The sequence below is a fragment of the Sphingomonas pseudosanguinis genome (assembly GCF_014196255.1).
GTDB classification, from domain to species: domain Bacteria; phylum Pseudomonadota; class Alphaproteobacteria; order Sphingomonadales; family Sphingomonadaceae; genus Sphingomonas; species Sphingomonas pseudosanguinis.
Window position 1 is genome coordinate 58,986 of record NZ_JACIDH010000010.1, and the last position, 16,071, is coordinate 75,056.

18 protein-coding genes and 1 other RNA gene are annotated in these 16,071 nt (G+C 66.2%); 7 read left to right on the forward strand and 12 right to left on the reverse strand.

Features of this window, described 5'->3' with window-relative positions; all coding sequences use genetic code 11:
* Positions 1-497 precede the first annotated feature (497 nt).
* The 4 genes from GGR48_RS11665 to GGR48_RS11680 all read right to left on the reverse strand — a co-directional run bounded on the left by GGR48_RS11665 (position 498) and on the right by GGR48_RS11680 (position 4,223).
* Complete coding sequence (locus GGR48_RS11665) at positions 498-1,490, reverse strand: alpha/beta hydrolase (protein WP_183952066.1); 993 nt, start codon at positions 1,488-1,490, stop codon at positions 498-500.
* Between the two features lie 115 nt (positions 1,491-1,605).
* A complete protein-coding gene (locus GGR48_RS11670) occupies positions 1,606-1,752 on the reverse strand; it encodes a hypothetical protein (protein ID WP_183952067.1) in 147 nt (48 codons plus the stop codon).
* Positions 1,752-2,801, reverse strand: coding sequence for a 1,9-bis(guanidino)-5-aza-nonane synthase (locus tag GGR48_RS11675; protein WP_183952068.1), 1,050 nt, complete (start codon positions 2,799-2,801; stop codon positions 1,752-1,754). The genes GGR48_RS11670 and GGR48_RS11675 overlap by 1 nt, the downstream gene beginning before the upstream one ends.
* A 186-nt stretch (positions 2,802-2,987) precedes the next feature.
* Positions 2,988-4,223 carry a type III PLP-dependent enzyme domain-containing protein gene (locus GGR48_RS11680; RefSeq protein WP_183952069.1) on the reverse strand — a complete coding sequence of 412 codons (1,236 nt, stop codon included), beginning with the start codon at positions 4,221-4,223 and terminating at the stop codon, positions 2,988-2,990.
* A gap of 195 nt (positions 4,224-4,418) precedes the next feature.
* Here GGR48_RS11680 and GGR48_RS11685 point away from each other — a divergent pair, with 195 nt between their 5' ends.
* From GGR48_RS11685 to mtgA, 3 genes are all read left to right on the forward strand, one after another.
* A complete protein-coding gene (locus GGR48_RS11685) occupies positions 4,419-5,327 on the forward strand; it encodes a threonine ammonia-lyase (RefSeq protein WP_338110532.1) in 909 nt (302 codons plus the stop codon).
* Complete coding sequence (locus tag GGR48_RS11690) at positions 5,327-5,491, forward strand: hypothetical protein (RefSeq protein WP_183952071.1); 165 nt, start codon at positions 5,327-5,329, stop codon at positions 5,489-5,491. Before GGR48_RS11685 ends, GGR48_RS11690 begins: the two co-directional genes overlap by 1 nt.
* A 167-nt stretch (positions 5,492-5,658) precedes the next feature.
* Positions 5,659-6,333, forward strand: a complete 675-nt coding sequence (mtgA, locus tag GGR48_RS11695) for a monofunctional biosynthetic peptidoglycan transglycosylase (protein WP_183952072.1) — start codon at positions 5,659-5,661, stop codon at positions 6,331-6,333.
* A 527-nt stretch (positions 6,334-6,860) separates the two neighbouring features.
* Here the strand turns inward: mtgA and GGR48_RS11700 are convergent.
* The 8 genes from GGR48_RS11700 to GGR48_RS11740 form a co-directional block, all read right to left on the reverse strand.
* Positions 6,861-7,115, reverse strand: a complete 255-nt coding sequence (locus tag GGR48_RS11700) for a hypothetical protein (protein WP_076716850.1) — start codon at positions 7,113-7,115, stop codon at positions 6,861-6,863.
* Positions 7,116-7,188: 73 nt separating this feature from the next.
* The gene (locus tag GGR48_RS11705) at positions 7,189-7,512 is read right to left on the reverse strand and encodes a YbaB/EbfC family nucleoid-associated protein (RefSeq protein ID WP_058718319.1); all 324 of its coding nucleotides are present in this window, start codon (positions 7,510-7,512) and stop codon (positions 7,189-7,191) included.
* A gap of 1 nt (position 7,513) precedes the next feature.
* Positions 7,514-9,205, reverse strand: a complete 1,692-nt coding sequence (locus GGR48_RS11710; RefSeq protein WP_183952073.1) for a DNA polymerase III subunit gamma/tau — start codon at positions 9,203-9,205, stop codon at positions 7,514-7,516.
* A gap of 118 nt (positions 9,206-9,323) precedes the next feature.
* An RNA gene (gene ffs, locus GGR48_RS11715) (signal recognition particle sRNA small type) lies at positions 9,324-9,421 on the reverse strand.
* Positions 9,422-9,495: 74 nt separating this feature from the next.
* Positions 9,496-9,810 carry a hypothetical protein gene (locus tag GGR48_RS11720; RefSeq protein ID WP_183952074.1) on the reverse strand — a complete coding sequence of 105 codons (315 nt, stop codon included), beginning with the start codon at positions 9,808-9,810 and terminating at the stop codon, positions 9,496-9,498.
* Positions 9,811-9,907: 97 nt separating this feature from the next.
* Positions 9,908-10,213 carry a 2Fe-2S iron-sulfur cluster-binding protein gene (locus GGR48_RS11725; protein ID WP_183952075.1) on the reverse strand — a complete coding sequence of 102 codons (306 nt, stop codon included), beginning with the start codon at positions 10,211-10,213 and terminating at the stop codon, positions 9,908-9,910.
* Positions 10,210-11,487: a cysteine desulfurase family protein gene (locus tag GGR48_RS18170; RefSeq protein WP_338110531.1), complete on the reverse strand. Its 1,278-nt coding sequence runs from the start codon at positions 11,485-11,487 to the stop codon at positions 10,210-10,212. Before GGR48_RS18170 ends, GGR48_RS11725 begins: the two co-directional genes overlap by 4 nt.
* On the reverse strand, positions 11,484-12,551 hold the full coding sequence (locus GGR48_RS11740) for a cysteine desulfurase family protein (protein ID WP_420854075.1): 1,068 nt from the start codon (positions 12,549-12,551) through the stop codon (positions 11,484-11,486). The genes GGR48_RS18170 and GGR48_RS11740 overlap by 4 nt, the downstream gene beginning before the upstream one ends.
* A gap of 89 nt (positions 12,552-12,640) precedes the next feature.
* Here GGR48_RS11740 and GGR48_RS11745 point away from each other — a divergent pair, with 89 nt between their 5' ends.
* The 4 genes from GGR48_RS11745 (at position 12,641) to GGR48_RS11760 (ending at position 15,815) form a co-directional block, all read left to right on the forward strand.
* Entirely contained in the window at positions 12,641-13,297 is a 657-nt protein-coding gene (locus GGR48_RS11745) for an alpha/beta hydrolase (RefSeq protein WP_007404127.1), read from the forward strand.
* Between the two features lie 184 nt (positions 13,298-13,481).
* Positions 13,482-13,934 (forward strand): DcrB-related protein, encoded by a 453-nt coding sequence (locus GGR48_RS11750; RefSeq protein WP_206362522.1) that lies wholly within the window; start codon positions 13,482-13,484, stop codon positions 13,932-13,934.
* Between the two features lie 31 nt (positions 13,935-13,965).
* Positions 13,966-15,219, forward strand: coding sequence for a PAAR domain-containing protein (locus GGR48_RS11755; RefSeq protein ID WP_183952077.1), 1,254 nt, complete (start codon positions 13,966-13,968; stop codon positions 15,217-15,219).
* The gene (locus GGR48_RS11760) at positions 15,210-15,815 is read left to right on the forward strand and encodes a hypothetical protein (RefSeq protein WP_206362523.1); all 606 of its coding nucleotides are present in this window, start codon (positions 15,210-15,212) and stop codon (positions 15,813-15,815) included. Before GGR48_RS11755 ends, GGR48_RS11760 begins: the two co-directional genes overlap by 10 nt.
* The last annotated feature ends 256 nt before the right edge of the window (positions 15,816-16,071 follow it).

Below are 16,071 nucleotides of genomic sequence, written 5' to 3' on the forward strand. Positions count from 1 at the left end.
TGGCCGTTTGGCATGGCCTTCGACTTCGCTCAGGCTGAACGGGGCGGGGGAGGGGGGCGTTGGCGGAGGCTGGGGTTCCCAAGACACGAGCGACACTCATTCCCCAACCGCCGTTCAGCCTGAGCGAAGTCGAAGCGTACGCTACGCGGTGGCCGTCTGGCGTGGCCTTCGACTGCGCTCAGGCTGAACGGGGCGAGGGAGTGTGGTGCTGGCAGAGGCGGATGCTCTCAACGCGCGAGCAACGCTCAATCCCCAACCCCCGTTCGCGCTGAGCGAAGTCGAAGCGCACGCTACGCGGTGACCGTTTGGCGTTGCCTTCGACTGCGCTCAGGCTGAACGGGGCGGGGGAGTGTTGTGCTGGTAGAGACGGATGTTCTCAACGCGCGAGCAACGCTTACTCCCCAACCTCCGTCCACGCTAAGCGAGTCGAAGCGCACGCCGGGCCGGGCCGTCTGGCGTACATGGAGCGAGGCGAAGCCGCCGCCAATCTCCGGCGATTACCCCTTCAACGTCTGCGCGATCCAGCGGTCGAACAGGTCCGGCCACAGACGCGCCGACGATCCTTCGGGCGCGCTCATCGCGCCGAAGCCGTGGCCGCCGCGCTCGAAGAAATGCGCCTCGACGGGTACCTTGGCCGCACGCGCCTGGGTCAGGACGTCGATCGACTGGTCGAGCGGGACCAGCCCGTCATCGACGGCGTGGACCAGGAATAGCGGCGGCGTGCTCGCGCCGATCCGGCGTGGCGTGTCGTAGCGTGCCTTCGTTGCCGCGTCCGGATTGGGGCCGAGCAGATTGTCGCGCGATCCCGAATGGGTGCTCGGCGTCGACAGGCTGGCGACGGGATAGACCAGCCCTGAGAAGCGTGGCTTGGCCGATTGTCGGTCGGCGGCGTCGACGGGCGTATAGACCGCGTCGTCATATCCCACGGTCAGAGACGCGGCGAGATGCCCGCCCGCCGAGAAGCCGACAATGCCCAGATTGGCGGGATCGATACCATAGCGGCCGGCATTGGCGCGGATCAGCCGCATTGCGCGCTGCGCATCCTGGAGCGGGACGTCGGCCTGCCGGTCCCAGCCTTCGGAGGGCAGGCGATAAGAGAGCGCGAAGACGGTGATCCCGTGCGGGTTGAGCATCTTGGCAACGTCGATCCCCTCATTCTGAATCGACACGAACCCATAGCCGCCGCCGGGAATGGTCAGCACCGCACGGCCATCGGGGCGTTCGGGGCGGAAGACCGCGACGATCGGATTGGCGGTGCCACGCAGCCACAATTCCTGGCGTCCTGCGGGGCCGTTCATCGACGGGTTCGGCGTGGGCAGCTTGGCGCGCGCACCCGGCGGACGGCCGGGCCAGAGCGGGAAATGCTCGGCGGGTGGCCAGGGCGTCATGGCGGCGGGCGTTGCCGTCGCCTGGCCGGCGGCCTTGGCCGTCGCATGGGCGGTGAGCGGCGCGGTGGCCATCGCCCCCAGCAACGTGCGTCGATCGATCATGGCATCCCTCTCCTCAGCGCATGGGAGCGCTCATCCCCCACGAAACTGCCGGGGCGGGAGAGGGGGAGCAAGCAAAAAGAAAAGGGGCGGAAACCTTGCGGTTCCGCCCCCGATCTCAATGGCCGTATTTCTTGATCCCACGTCGACGCAGCTTCTCACGCTTGCGGCGACGGCTATACGGGATTGCGAAGGCCAGCCCGGCAACCAGGACGAAGCCGATGATCACATAGGCCAGCTGTTCGCGTTCAAGAAATTCCAGCATTAGTCGAAAATCGCTCCCCAACGACGCTTCACGCGCTCCCGCCAGTGGCCGCGATGATAGGCGTCCGAGGCGAGCAGCGGCATCACCGAACCCGCTTCCGCGAACACCATCTGCTCGAGCGCGGTATCGACCTTGCCCCAGCTCGCCGCTTCCTTGAGCGTCGAGGACGAGCAGGCACCGTCACGAACATCGGCCACCGTGATCTGCACCGCGTATTTGTGCATTTCGACGTCGTCATGGCCCAGGATCTCGGCACAGACAACCGTGTCCTGGATGAAATTCTTCGGCACGCCGCCGCCGATCATCAGAAGGCCGGTGGTGCCCGCCTTGATCTTGATGTCGGTCAGTTCGCGGAAGTCGGCAATGGCGTCGAGCACCATGTAAGGCTTGCCTTCCTTGGCGCGCTCGACCTGATGCTTGACCAGACCGAAGCCGGCCGACGAGTCGACGAACGCCGGGCAGAAGATCGGCACGTCATGCTCATAGGCGAGCTTGACGAGGCTGTTTTCCTTCTTGCCGTGCTCGGCGAGATACTTGCCCATCTCGCGGATGAAGGCGCGGCTCGAATAGGCCTTGGGCTCCAGCGAGTCCGCGATCTTGCCGATCGTGTGGTCGCAGTCCTGCAACTGCTCTTCGTCGATATAGGTGTCGTAGATGCGGTCGATGTAGAGCGAACGCAGCGTGTTGTCGTCCGGCACTTCCAGCGCCTGGTAATGCTTGTGACCCAGGCCTTCGAAGAAATCCATGTCGACGATCGACGCGCCGGTCGCGACGACGCCGTCGATCATGTTCGAGCGCAGCAACTCGGCATAGAGGTCCATGCAGCCGCCGGCCGAGGTCGAACCCGCGATGACGAGGAAGATCGAGCAGTCCTTGTCGGCCAGCATCTGGTTGTAGATGCCGGTCGCGCGCGCCAGGTCGCGGCTGGTGAAGCTCATCTTGCCCATCGAATCGATGATCGGGCGGGCGTCGAACTTGGTGATGTCGATATGCTCGACCACGCTGGAGAGCAGCTCGGCCTTGCGGTTGTCGTTGATCGTGTCGGTCATGATGGTTCCATCATCATCGAGAAGCCGCCGTCGTTATTGGGGACGCGGTAACCCGGCTGGCCCGGTCCTGCGGCCAAGCGCGGGAACGGGTATGGGAAGGGGCCTTATCGCGGTCGAAACCGCAATGCCACCCCATTCCCCTCCCGCCGGAGCGGGAGGGTTATAGAGATTGCTAATCGGGCTGGGTTACAGCTTGACGACGTTCGCGGTGCGGACCTGCTCGGCCTCGTCGCGGTAGACCGACAGCATCGGCTCGTCGTCGGTCACGACGAACTCGTGACAGGAAAAGCCGTTGAACTGCGTCCGCATCGCCTGGCCGTACGCGCCCAGCATCCCGATCTCGAAATAATCACCGGTGTTCGTGTCCGCGGGCAGCGGGAACGGACCCTGCATGAAGTCGAGATCGTCGCAGGTCGGACCCCAGAAGCTGAAGTCCATGTCGCGCGCGTCCGACGTCGGCTCGCGCAGCAGCTGGACCGGATATTTCCACCCGATATGCGCCGCATCGAACAGCGCGCCATAGGCGCCGTCGTTGATGTACAGCTCATGCCCACGACGACGCTCGACGCGCACCACGACCGACGAATATTCGGCGCACAGCGCCCGGCCCGGCTCGGCCCAGAGTTCGGCCGAATAGGACACCGGCAGGCTCTCGAACGCGCGGTGGATCGTCTCGAAGAAACGCTCCAGCGGCGGCGGGGTCATGCCCGGATAGGCCGAAGGGAAGCCGCCGCCGACATCGATCACGTCGACCGTGACCGCCGCCGCGACGATCGCCGCACGCACCCGCTCCATCGCCGCCGAATAGGCGTCGGGGGTCATGGTCTGGCTGCCGACATGGAAGCAGATGCCCAGCGCGTCGGCGACCTGACGGGTCGCGATCAGCAGGTCCTTCGACTCTTCCAGGCTGACACCGAACTTCGATCCCAGGCTGAGCTTGGCATATTCGGACGACACGCGCATGCGGACGCACAGGGTCAGGTCGATCGCGCCGTTCGTGGCACGGACGATCTTCTCCAGCTCTTCCAGGCAGTCGAGCGAAAAGGTGCGGACGCCGTGCGTGAAATAGGCCTCGGCGATCGCCTCTTCCGACTTTACCGGATGCATGAAGCAGCAGACGGCCTGCGGGGCGACCGACTTCACCAGACGAACTTCCGCGATCGAGGCGGTGTCGAAATGGGTGATGCCATTGTCCCACAGGATCTGGATCAGATCTGCAGACGGATTCGCCTTCACCGCATACATCGGCCGGCCCGGAAACTTCTCGACGAAGAATCGGGCGGCGCGCGCAGCGGCGTGCGGGCGAAGCAGCGTGACCGGATCAGCCGGACGACGCTTGGCGATGTCGATGCCGCGCTCCAAATTGGAGGGGACGGCGGTCGAGTGGGCAGCTAGCCCCAGCGCGCGATGATTCTGGTGCAACTCAAGGGACCTCCAATTGCCTGACGGCATACGGTGACAAAAAGCTGCCTTGCGGTTGGAAGTCCCATGGGGCAGCGGAGGCGCGAAATAGGGTCCGCTTTTTCGATTGTAAAGCGGTAGAAGGGGCGTCGGAGATAAAAAGTGACAATCTTAAGACAGCCGACAAAAGCGGGGGTCCGCGACGCCGCCGAAAAGATCGCCCGCATCCTGCCGCCGAGCCCGATATTTCCCTTTCAGATCAATGGGAAAACAGTGGTTTTCAAGGCGGAAAATCTACAGCCGATCGGGGCCTTCAAATTGCGCGGCGCGTGGCACCGTCTGACCGCGCTGGACGCGGATTCGCGGGGGCGGGGCGTGGTCGCTTTTTCGTCGGGCAATCATGCGCAGGGAATCGCCTGGGCCGCGCGTCGTCTGGGAATCGCGGCGACGATCGTGATGCCCGCCGATGCGCCCGTGTCGAAGCGCGAGGGCACGCTCGCGCTGGGGGCGGAGATCGTCGATTACGACCGCGCGACCGAAAGCCGCGAGAAGATCGCGCGTCGGCTTGCCGAGGCGCGCGGTGCGACCCTGGTGCCGAGTTTCGATGACCCCTGGGTGATCGAGGGGCAGGGTTCCGCAGGGATCGAGGCGGCGGCGCAGATGGCTGCGCTGGGTCTGGCTGCGCCCGCCCATGTCGTGACGCCCTGTGGCGGCGGCGGGCTGGCCGCTGGGCTGACTTTGGCATTGCCCGAGGCGCGGGTGACGGTGGTCGAACCCGAAGGCTGGGACGATATGCGTCGCTCTCTGGAGGCGGGGTGGATCGAGCCGGTGGGCGACAACCCGCCGCCGACCGCCTGCGACTCGCTCCAGACGACTCGCGTGTCGCCACTGACCTTCGAGGTGCTGGCGAGACGCGGTGCGGAGGGTGTCGCGGTCAGCGAGGCGGAGGTCGCGGCGGCGCAGCGTTTCGCCGCCGATCGGCTGCGGCTGGTGGTCGAACCCGGCGGCGCGGTGGCGCTGGCCGCGTTGCTGGCGGGCAAGGTCGCGGCGGAGGACGGCATGCTCGTGCTGCTGTCGGGCGGCAATGTCGATCGCGCCGCCTATGCGCGCGTGCTGGCGGGCTGATGGAGGACATCGCACAGGCCGCGCCGGGGATCGCGATGCTGGCGGCCTTCGCCTGCGTCGCGGGCGGGATCGCGACGATCCGGCGCGGGGATCGGCGCAAGGGTGTGCTGATGCTGGTAATGGCGGTCGTGCTCGTCGGCAATGTGCTGATCTGGACGATATGACGATCCTCCCCGGCACGGGGAGGGGGACCATGCGAAGCATGGGGGAGGGGGCTTTCCACAAGTATGTGTCTTGTGTGGCGCCCCCCTCCGTCAGGGCTTCGCCCTGCCACCTCCCCGTACCGGGGAGGATCGTGACCTCCACCACAAAGCCCGCTAAAGCCTCGCGGATGTTCCGCATCGCTCGCTGGGCCATGAAGGCCGTGCTCGCCTTTGTCATTCTCAGTGTCGTGTGGGTCGGCATCTATCGCTTCGTGCCGCCGCCCATTACCTTCACCATGCTGGGCGATGTGATCGGCGGGCATGGCGTGACCAAGGACTGGATGCCGCTGTCCGAGATGGACCCCGACATGGCGCGCGCCGCCATCGCCGGCGAGGATGCGCGTTTCTGCTCGCATAATGGATTCGATTTCCAGGCGATGGCCAGCGCCGCCTATCGCAACGCCAAGGGCGGCCGGATTCGCGGTGGTTCGACGATCAGCCAGCAGACCGCGAAGAACGCCTTCCTGTTCCAGAATGGCGGCTATGTCCGCAAAGCCTTCGAGGCCTGGTTCACATTCCTGATCGAGACGCTGTGGGGCAAGCGGCGGATCATGGAGGTCTATCTCAACATCGCCGAGACGGGGATCGGCACCTATGGCGCCAATGCCGGGGCGATGCGCTATTTCGGGCATGACGCCTCCCGACTGTCGCCCACCGAAGCGGCGCGGATCGCGGCGGTGCTGCCGCTGCCCAAGAAGCGCGAGGCGGTGGCGCCGACCGGGTTCGTCCGGCGGCATGGCAATGTCATTGCGCGCTATGTCGGGGTCGTTCGGCGGCAGGGGTTGGATAGTTGTATTCGGTAGGGTGGGGGCTCGGTGAGACACCGTTCCCTCCCCCATCCCCTCCCGCCTGCGGGAGGGGCGTGCCTGGTGCGATCTGGTGGTCTTAAAACGTATCGAATGGCGCTTGTCATCTGACAGGAACACGCCCCTCTCGCAGGCGGGAGGGGATGGGGGAGGGCGGTTGCCACGCGCTGCGAGGCTTCTCGCTTGACCCCACATCGCACCACAATCGAACTACTCCCAGACCCGTGCGGTGATTTTCGTATATCGCCCCCGCGTTGTCGCCTGCCTCACCCGCGCAAACTGGGAGGGGCGGGCACAACCTGCGCGGCAGTCACATTTCGGGCAGTAAACAACCGTGCGGCATTCAGGCCATCCATAGTTCTATGCTTTTGACGAAACTGGCGCATCAGTTACGGAGCCGGGCGCGATCCGCTGACGTTCGGCCGAAAAACCCCACCACCGCTGATCGACCCCGACGCAGCGGCCAATCCCCCCGCCATCACCACCAGCCGGACGCAGATCAGCCCGGCCGGTGGCAAGTCACCTTATTTCGCGTCGCCGGAAATCGCGTCACCGGCCTTCTTGGCGGTATCCCCGACGCTCTTGGCAGCGGAGGTCACGGCTGCGTCACGGCGGTTTTCCGCGCCGCCCCGGCTGAACAGGTAGAAGCCGCCCACCAGCACCGCGATCAGCAGGACGATGGCGATCGCCATGCCGCCACCGCCGCCGCTGCGACGCTCGATCACCGTGGTGTGCGGCTGCTGATTGCCATAGGTTTCGGTAACGCGTTCATCGGCCATGACATTCCCTCCTTTATTGATGGGGAGAGCAACGCCATGGCTGCCATGTCGTTCCCGAAACGACGGGACCGGATCAGAAGGGCAGCTTGAAGCCCGGCGGCAGCGGCAGGCCGCTGGTCATCTTCGACATCTCGCTGCCCGAGGCGGCATCCGCCTTGGTCCGCGCATCGTTGATCGCGGCGGCGAGCAGGTCCTCCAGCATGCCCTTTTCCGACGGCTGCATCAGCGAGTCGTCGATGGTGATGCCGATGATCCGGCCCTTGGCCGACGCCTTGACCTTCACCAGACCGCCGCCGGAGACGCCTTCGACCTCGATATTGTCGAGATTGGCCTGCGCCTTTTCCAACTCGTTCTGGACGTTCTGGGCCATCGCCAGGATTTCGTCGAGATTCTTCACATCATGCTCCGTTCACACTGCGTTTGCCGGCCCATTCCATCAATTCGGCCTCGGGGAAAGCCTCTCGCGCGGCGCGGACCATGTCCGATTCCCACGCGGCGGTCTTGATCGCTTCCTCGGCGGCGACCTGCTGCTCGTGCAGGGTCGGCTGGCCGGGGACGTCCTCCAGCGTGACGCGCCAGTTCTGGCCCGTCGCCGTCTTCAGCGCCGCGATCAGCTCGCTCAGCGTATCGGCCGCGATCGGGCGCGATCCACTGAACACCATCTCCGGCGGGGTATAACGCACGAGACGCGCACCGTGGCGCATCCGGGCCGCCAGCGCCAACTGTCCCATATCGTCCAGCCGATCGATCATCGCGACGAAGCTGTCGGGCAGCTTGGGCGGTTCGGGCTCGGCGGGCGGAGGCGGCGGGGCGAGGGCGACGGGGGCAGCGGCGGGCGCCGCCGCTTGCGTCACCGCCGGCGCGCTGGACGCCGACACGCCGCCGTCGCGGATCTGCCGCGCCAGTTCGCCCGGATCGGGCAGCGTCGAGGCATGGATCGCCCGCAACAGCGCCATCTCCGCCGCCTCGATGGGCAGCGCGGCGCGGGCGACCTCGTCATGTCCTTTCAGGAACAGCTGCCACAGGCGGTGCAGCGCGGGGAAGCTGAGCGAGCCTGCCCATTCCTCGCGCGCCGCGCGCTCTTCCAGCGGCTGCGCGGCGTCGGGCGGCGTGCCGACCTTGGTCAGCGTGATGCCGTGCACCGTCTCCAGCAGCGAACGCAGCACCGATTGCGGGTCGACGCCATAATCATATTGCCGCCGCAGCGACGCCAGCGCCCCCGCCCCGTCGCCGTTCAGCACCAGCCCCAGCAGGTCGCGCACCGCGCCGCGATCCGACAGGCCCAGCATTTCGCGCACCGCCGCCGCTGTGACGCCGCCACCCTCCAGATCGGCATGGGCGATCGCCTGGTCCAGGATCGACAGACCATCGCGCGCCGAGCCTTCCGCCGCGCGCGCCACCAGCATCAGCGCCTCGTCCTCGGCCGCCACGCCTTCCTTGACGCAGATGTCGGCGAAATGCGCAGCCAGCTTGTCCGCCGTGATCCGCCGCAGGTCGAAACGCTGGCAGCGCGACAGGACGGTGATCGGGACCTTGTTCACTTCCGTGGTGGCGAACAGGAATTTCACATGCGCGGGCGGCTCCTCCAGCGTCTTCAACAGCGCGTTGAAGGCGTTTTTGGAGAGCATGTGGACTTCGTCGACGATATAGATCTTGAAGCGCGCCGAGACGGCGGCATAGCGCGACGCCTCGATGATCTCGCGCACGTCGTCGACGCCGGTATGGCTGGCGGCGTCCATTTCGATCACGTCGATATGGCGGCCTTCGGCGATGGCGCGGCAGGGCTCGCAGACACCGCACGGGCTGATCGTCGGGCCGCCATTGCCGTCCGGGCCGACGCAGTTCAGCGCCTTGGCGATCAGCCGCGCGGTCGAGGTCTTGCCGACCCCGCGCACGCCGGTCATCAGGAACGCATGGGCCAGCCGGTCGCGCTTGATCGCATTGCCCAGCGTCTGGACCATGGCATCCTGCCCGATCAGCGCGTCGAAAGTCTGTGGCCGGTATTTGCGCGCGAGAACGCGGTAAGCCTCGGCCTTGGCGGGCGTCTGAACGGGCTGGGGCGGTTCGCCCAGGTCGAACGAATCAGCCATGACGGGTCGGACAAGTCGGGGTGAGGGAAATCATCGCGGGCCAACATAGGCGCTCGGGCGCGCGGCGTCATCAACGGATACGCCGATGGTCGATCGGGCATGGCGCTTACAATGTGCGGAGGGTGGGAGCCGGGACGACCCGCAGCGAAATCGTTACGGCTGCTTCCGTCAGGACCTGACCGGGTTGGCGACGACTACGTCCGCCCGACTCCCGGTCGCGCATATGGCGAAACGGGGCCGGGGGATCAAGTCCTTATCCCACGGCCCCGCGCGCGACGAAGATTTACGCCTTAGCGATAGGTGTTGAAGCAGCGGCGCACCGGGCCGTTCCAGGTCCGCTCCCAGCGGCACACGACGCGCGGGCGGTTATAGGCACCGCGATGCCAGCGCGGGCCGCGGTTCCAGCCCGGTCCGCGATTCCAGCCAGGCCCACGATGCCAACCGGGGCCACGATCCCAGCCCGGTCCGCGATGATGCCAGCCGGGACCGCGATCCCAACCCGGTCCACGGCCCCAGCGGTCATGCGGCGCGGCGTCGGCCGGCGCGGCGGCGGTGATACCCGTGACGGCGATCAGGCCGGCACCCAATACAGCAAGAAGTTTCATAACGCTTTACTCCCGGTCGTCTCGCCTGTCAGCGAGCATGAAGAGAGAATGGCGAATCGGCGATGATTGCGTGCTGAACCAGTTCGTTATCCCAGGTTCAGGGAAGGCGGACGGTACACCCCGCCATGTCGGGCGTCAGTATGATCTGGCAGGCCAGCCGACTGGTGCGGGTGGCATCGGGCACCAGATCGAGCATGTCCTCTTCCTCAGCCGCAGGGGCGGGCAAACGGTCGAGATAGGCGGGGTCGATCAGGACATGGCAGGTTGCGCAGGCCATCTGTCCGCCGCAGGTGCCCTCCAAGGGTTGCCCCGCACGCTGGCCGGCGCGGAGCAGGGTTTCGCCGGAGGTGGCCTCGACGGCGATGGCGTGACCGTCGCGGGCGATGAAGGTCAGCGCGATCATGGCCGCTGCGCTCCGGCGGCGGCGACCAGTTGGTCGATGGCCTGGATCAATTCTTCCTCGGTGGTGTAGCGGCCGAAGCCGATGCGGATCGATGATTTCGCCTGGGGCACCGACAGGCCGAGCGCGGTCAGCACATGGCTGGTCCGCCCCGACCCGCTGGCACAGGCGCTGCCGGCCGAAAAGGCGATGTCGCGGCAATCGGACATCAGCCGTGCGACATCCAGCCCATCGCGGCGGATGTTGAGATTGCCGTGATAACGCTGGTCGGTCGATCCGTTGATCGTCCAGTCCGCGCCCAGTCGGTCTACCGCCAGTGTCCAGAGCCGCTCGACATGGGCGGCATCCTCTTCGGTCCGCATCGCCATCAGCCGCGCCGCCGCGCCGAACCCGGCACAAAGCGCAGGGCTGAGGGTGCCCGAGCGGCCGCCCTCCTGATCGCCGCCGTGCAGCAGCGGGGGGAGGGCAATGCCGTCGCGTATCCAGAGCGCGCCGATCCCCTTGGGACCGTGGATCTTGTGGGCGGACATCGCGACCATGTCGACTGACGTGGGAATGGCGATCCGGCCATAGCCCTGTACCGCGTCGCACAGCATCAGCGCGCCTGCTTGATGGGCTTGCTCGGCCACCGCGTCGATCGGCTGGACGGTACCGATCTCGTTGTTGACCAGCATCGCGGCGACCAGGCCGGTGCCGTGGGGCAGGGCCTGCGTAGCAGGATGCGAACCAGAATCACCCCTCCCCTTCAGGAGTGGCAGGTCGGTCATGCCCCCGGCATGACCTAAATGATGCGGGGCATCGTTTACCTGCCACTGGGTCGGGGGTGGGGCGTCTCCACCAGCGTGCGGCCTGAGGCGAGGCCCCACCCCAACCCCTCCCCTGAAGGGGAGGGGCTCGCGCTGATCCGAGTCGATGTAATCGGGGCCTGTTGCGACCAGCCCCTTGCCGTCGACAGGCAAGACGGTCAACGGTCGCCCCGTCGCGGCGGCGGTGTCGAGCACGGCGGCATGTTCGATCGCGGTCGTCACGATCCCGCCGCTTGCGCCCTTGATCGCCCAGTTCAGCGCCTCGGTCGCGCCGCTGGTGAACACCACCCGCCCGCCCGAGGGGAGCAGCGCCGCGACCTGATCGCGCGCGACCTCGACGGCGGCGCGTGCCTGTCGCCCGGCACGGTGGGGGGAGTGCGGATTGGCATGGCCCTGCTCCAGCCAGGGGAGCATCGCCTTCAACGCCTCGGGCGCGAGCGGAGTCGTCGCCTGATAGTCGAGATAGATCACAGGACGCGCTTCCCCAGTGCGATGGCACGCCAGGCGCTGACGAAGCGGTCGACATCCTCGCGCGTTGTCGTGCGGCCGAAGCTGACCCGCACGACCTCGCGCCCCGCGTCCACATCCCAGCCGAGCGCGGCGAGGACATGGCTGGGCTTCAGGCTGCCGCTGGCGCAGGCGCTGCCCGCCGAGACCGAGATTTGCGCTAGGTCGAACTGGATCAGCTGCGCCGCCGATGGCTTGCCGGGCATGTGATAGCTGGTGATGGCCGGATGACGGCGGCTGGCGTCCGCCACGACGATCCCCCCGGAACGACGGATCGCATCGTCCAGATGCGCACGCAGTTCCGCATGGTCCGGCTCCGCTTCGGCCAGCGCGGCGGCATAGCCCAGCACGCCCGGCATATTCTCGGTGCCGGGGCGATAGCCGCGCTCCTGCCCGCCGGTCGGTGCCAGCAACGCCAGGTCGCGGACCAGCAGCGCGCCGATCCCCGGCGGGCCGCCGCGCTTGTGCGCCGATAGCGCGACGAGGTCGGCATGCTCGATCACCTCCGGGTCCGCGCCAGCGGGCATCTGCGCGGCGTCGACCAGCAGGATATGGCCGGCGGCGTGGATCGCCTCGGCCAGTTGCGCGATCGGCTGACGCACGCCCGTCTCGCTATTGGCCCATTGCACCGTCACGACCGCGCGGGAGCCGCTCAGGTCGGGGAGGCGCAGCACGCCGTCGGGCCCGACCGGCATCACGATCGCGTCCGGCGCGGCACGCAGCACGGCATCATGGTCGATCGCCCCGACGAAGCGCCGCTCCACCATGGCGCGGGTCAGTGCGATGGACAGCGATTCGCTCGCACCACTGGTGAACAATATCTCGTGCTTCCAGCCCAGCGCGCGGGCGGCGGCGGCGCGGGCGTCCTCCAGCGCGCGCTTGGCGGCGCGCCCCTCGGAATGGGGGGAGGAGGGGTTGGCCCAGATCGCGCACCCCTCCGCCAGCGCGGTACGCGCTGCCTCGGTCATCGGGGTGGTGGCGGCATGGTCGAGGTAGAGGCGGGGCAGGGCTTGTTCCGTCTTTGAAATGATCGAACAATTGCGAAAATGGCGTGTCGGCCTATATAGCGCAACGTTCCCGGCGCTCCACCAGCGCGCATCCAGATCGGCGAGTTTTGATGCCCGAAGTCATTTTTCCCGGCCCCGAAGGCCGCCTCGAAGGCCGTTTCGCTCCCGCTCCGCGTCCGCGCGCGCCCGTCGCCATGATCCTGCATCCGCACCCCAATGCGGGCGGCACGATGAACAACCGGATCGTGCAGGAACTCTACAAGACCTTCCAGCGGCGCGGCTTCGCGACGCTGCGCTTCAACTTTCGCGGCGTCGGCAAAAGCCAGGGCACGTTCGACAACGGCATCGGCGAACTGTCCGACGCCGCCTCGGCGCTCGACTGGGTGCAGAGCTTCCACCCGGAGGCCTCGACCACCTGGATCGCGGGCGTCAGCTTCGGCGCGTGGATCGGCATGCAGTTGCTGATGCGCCGACCGGAAATCCGCGGCTTCATCTCGGTCGCGCCGCCCGCCAACATGTACGACTTCACCTTCCTGGCGCCGTGCCCCTCCTCGGGCATCATCATTCAGGGCGAGGCCGACGAGGTCGCGACGCCGGCGGCGACCCAGAAGCTGGTCGACAAGCTGCGCACCCAGAAGCACATCACCATCCACCACGACACCATCCCCAAGGCCAACCACTTCTTCGAGCATGAAATGCCCGAGCTGATGGGGTCGGTAGACCGCTATCTGGACATGCGACTGGACCCGAACTCGCCGATCCGGTGAGGGTGTCCGGACTTTAAAAGGGGAAGGGGGCTTTGGTGAAAACCGGCCCCCCCTGTTGTTCTGCGCATCCGGATCGATCAGCCCAGACGACCATGATATCTTTCGAAATTCGGGCCAAGCGTTAAATGCGTCGCGGTCAGGCTGGCCTTGTACTTCCGGCGCGATTGGTACACTATCGCGGGCGATGTCCGTTTATCGCACAAGCGTGGCCGTATTCGACGTGCCGGAGCATTGGCATGACCAGTCGATCGTGGCGTTTCGCTTGCCGCCCGCTCCTGGCGGTGGCGGGGAGGCCAGCTTCGTACTGACAAAGGACCCAGGCAAGGGCGTCATGCCATTTCCTGCCTATTTCGAGAAGCAGGCCGATGCCGTGAGCCGCAGCCTACCCGGCTATCACGAGGTGAAGCGCGCGTTGTTTCATGCGAACGAGCGAGACGCCGGATGGCTCGAATTTCAGTTCGAGAAGGACGGGCGAACGGCACATTTGCGGCAAATCTTCTTCGACGGTGATTTCACAGCGGTCATTTGCACCCTGACTGCGACACCCGCCGACATCGCTTATCATGAAGATGACTGGCGCCGGGTCATGGCCAGCCTGCGTTTCGATCCGCCGGCCGCGACGCCCCACTACCCATGACGTGGCCCCGCCAGGCTCGCTGACCGGCCCGATGGAACCAGCCGCTCGCGTCGACGATGAGATCGCCCATGGTTACGGCATGTTGGCCATGGTGGGCGGGGCGTTGGTCGGTGTCGCCGCTGGCATTGCGGTCGTCGGCGCGGTCGGCCTTACCGGCGGCCTCGCGGCAGTCGCGATCGCGGGAGCGATCGCGGGTGGCGGTCTGGCGGGCGACCAGATCGCATCCGGGCTGGCGACGATCTTCGACCTGCCCGAACCTACCACGGGCGTCCTGACGGTCGGCTCGCCCAATGTCTTCGTCAACGGCCGCGGGGCCATACGCGCTGAACTGTCCAGCGCATCAAGTTGCAATGGCTTACCGTTCAACCATCCGCCATGGCCCGGATCGGTGATCGTTCGCGAAGGATCCGCAACCGTCTTCATCAACGGTCAGCCCGCGTCGCGACTGAAGTCGAAGCTGACTTGCGGCGCGCATATCAAGAGCGCATCCCCCAATGTCCTGATCGGCGGCGAGACGGCGCAGACCGGTTTCGTCTTTGACCTAGAGTCGTGGACGCGATCCGGATTGCAAATACTGGGGATCGCGAGCTTGGTCGGGGCGGGCGTGTTTGCCGCGATGGCGGGGGCGGCGGCCTTCGGAGCCTTTGCCGTGATCGGGGCAGCCGGATATGCGGGCATGGAAGGTGTCGGCATGGTCGGCGACGCCATCGGTCCGGGCTATCGCGATCTACTCCAAGGGTTGGTCGGCATGGGAATGGTCGTGTCGGGCCCGAAGCTGGCGCGGGAGGGCAGCATCGCGCATGATCGGGGGCGGATTTCAGCACTTTCCAAGGAAGGCCGGATCGACGAAGCTCGCGCGATCCTGACCCGCCATGTCGACGCGGGCGATGTGGATGGAGTCGTTCGGCGGCTGGATGTCTCGACCGACGGAAAGCCCGGTTTCTTGTGGTCGGGCAACAAGGTCGCGGCGGGGCAATATGCCAAGGCCCATGGTGGCACCACGCTAGAGGGAACGCCCGGCGGGCGCGTCATCGACGACTGGGATCATCTCAACACGGCGATGCCCTGGGACAAGGGCGGCGAACAGGTCTGGGGGCAAACCTCGGCGCGCTACACGCGAGGCTTGAGTGGCAATGTTGAGGCGCTCCAGTCGCCCAGCAAGGCCGGAGGCGGCTATATCTTTCGGAAATACGAAATGCCTGAGATCGAGGCCGGCAAGGTGTCGGGTCGCATCACCAATTTTGAGGAGAAAATCGTCTTGCCGGACTCTGGAGATTGGCAGTGACCTGGCCCGCTTTCATCGCGCAATTCCATGCCCAGGGCCGTGACAAGGCGGAGGGTTACTTCCCCTTCCACTTTGAGGGCATGAGTGATGACGATCTAGCGCGCGCCCGCGGCATGATGGAGGCGCGGGGGGTAGAGGGGGATACGACCGATCTCGACGGTCTGCGGCTGATCGGGGATGCGGCCACCGTGGAGCGGCTGGAGGGGGCGGAAGCGAAAGACGGCGTCCATGGCATCGCCTTCGAGGTGGCGCGCCGCGAAACGCTGTTCACATTGACGCAGGAAGCCGACCATCTTTCGCCGCTGCTGGCGCTACTCGATGGGGCCGAGGACCGGGATTCGGCCTTCGCTGCCCAGGCCCTGGCACGTCACCCTCTGCCGCCATCCTTCGCGCCGTCATTGGCAGCCCGGATCGTGGATGGGCGCCATGAGGTCGCCCTGTTATGGATCATAAAGGCTTGGCTGTCGGCGCGAGGCGAGGCGGTGTGGCAGGTGCCGGTCTTCGACGCCAATCTGCCTTTCATTCGCAAGGTGATGGCGGCGCGCCCGGCAACCCGCAACGCCCTTCTGGACGCATGGCCCGATCTGGCTGACTAATCCCCTATGAGTGCGGTTTCACGCGCTGGGGTATGACGTAACGCAGTCCCCTTGGCTCAAGCCGACCCCTTGCTTTGGGCTTGAGGCCGATCAATGTTCTGCCATGCCCGTCTGTCTTATGTCGATCCGCCTGTCCCGGCGCCGCATGGGCGGCAGCGCTTTTCCTTCAAGATCATCGCTATGAAGCCCGGGGCTTGGACTTACGGGACAGTGGAAAAGACTTCGCGCAGGTTTTCCTGAGGGGGGCGATTTTAAA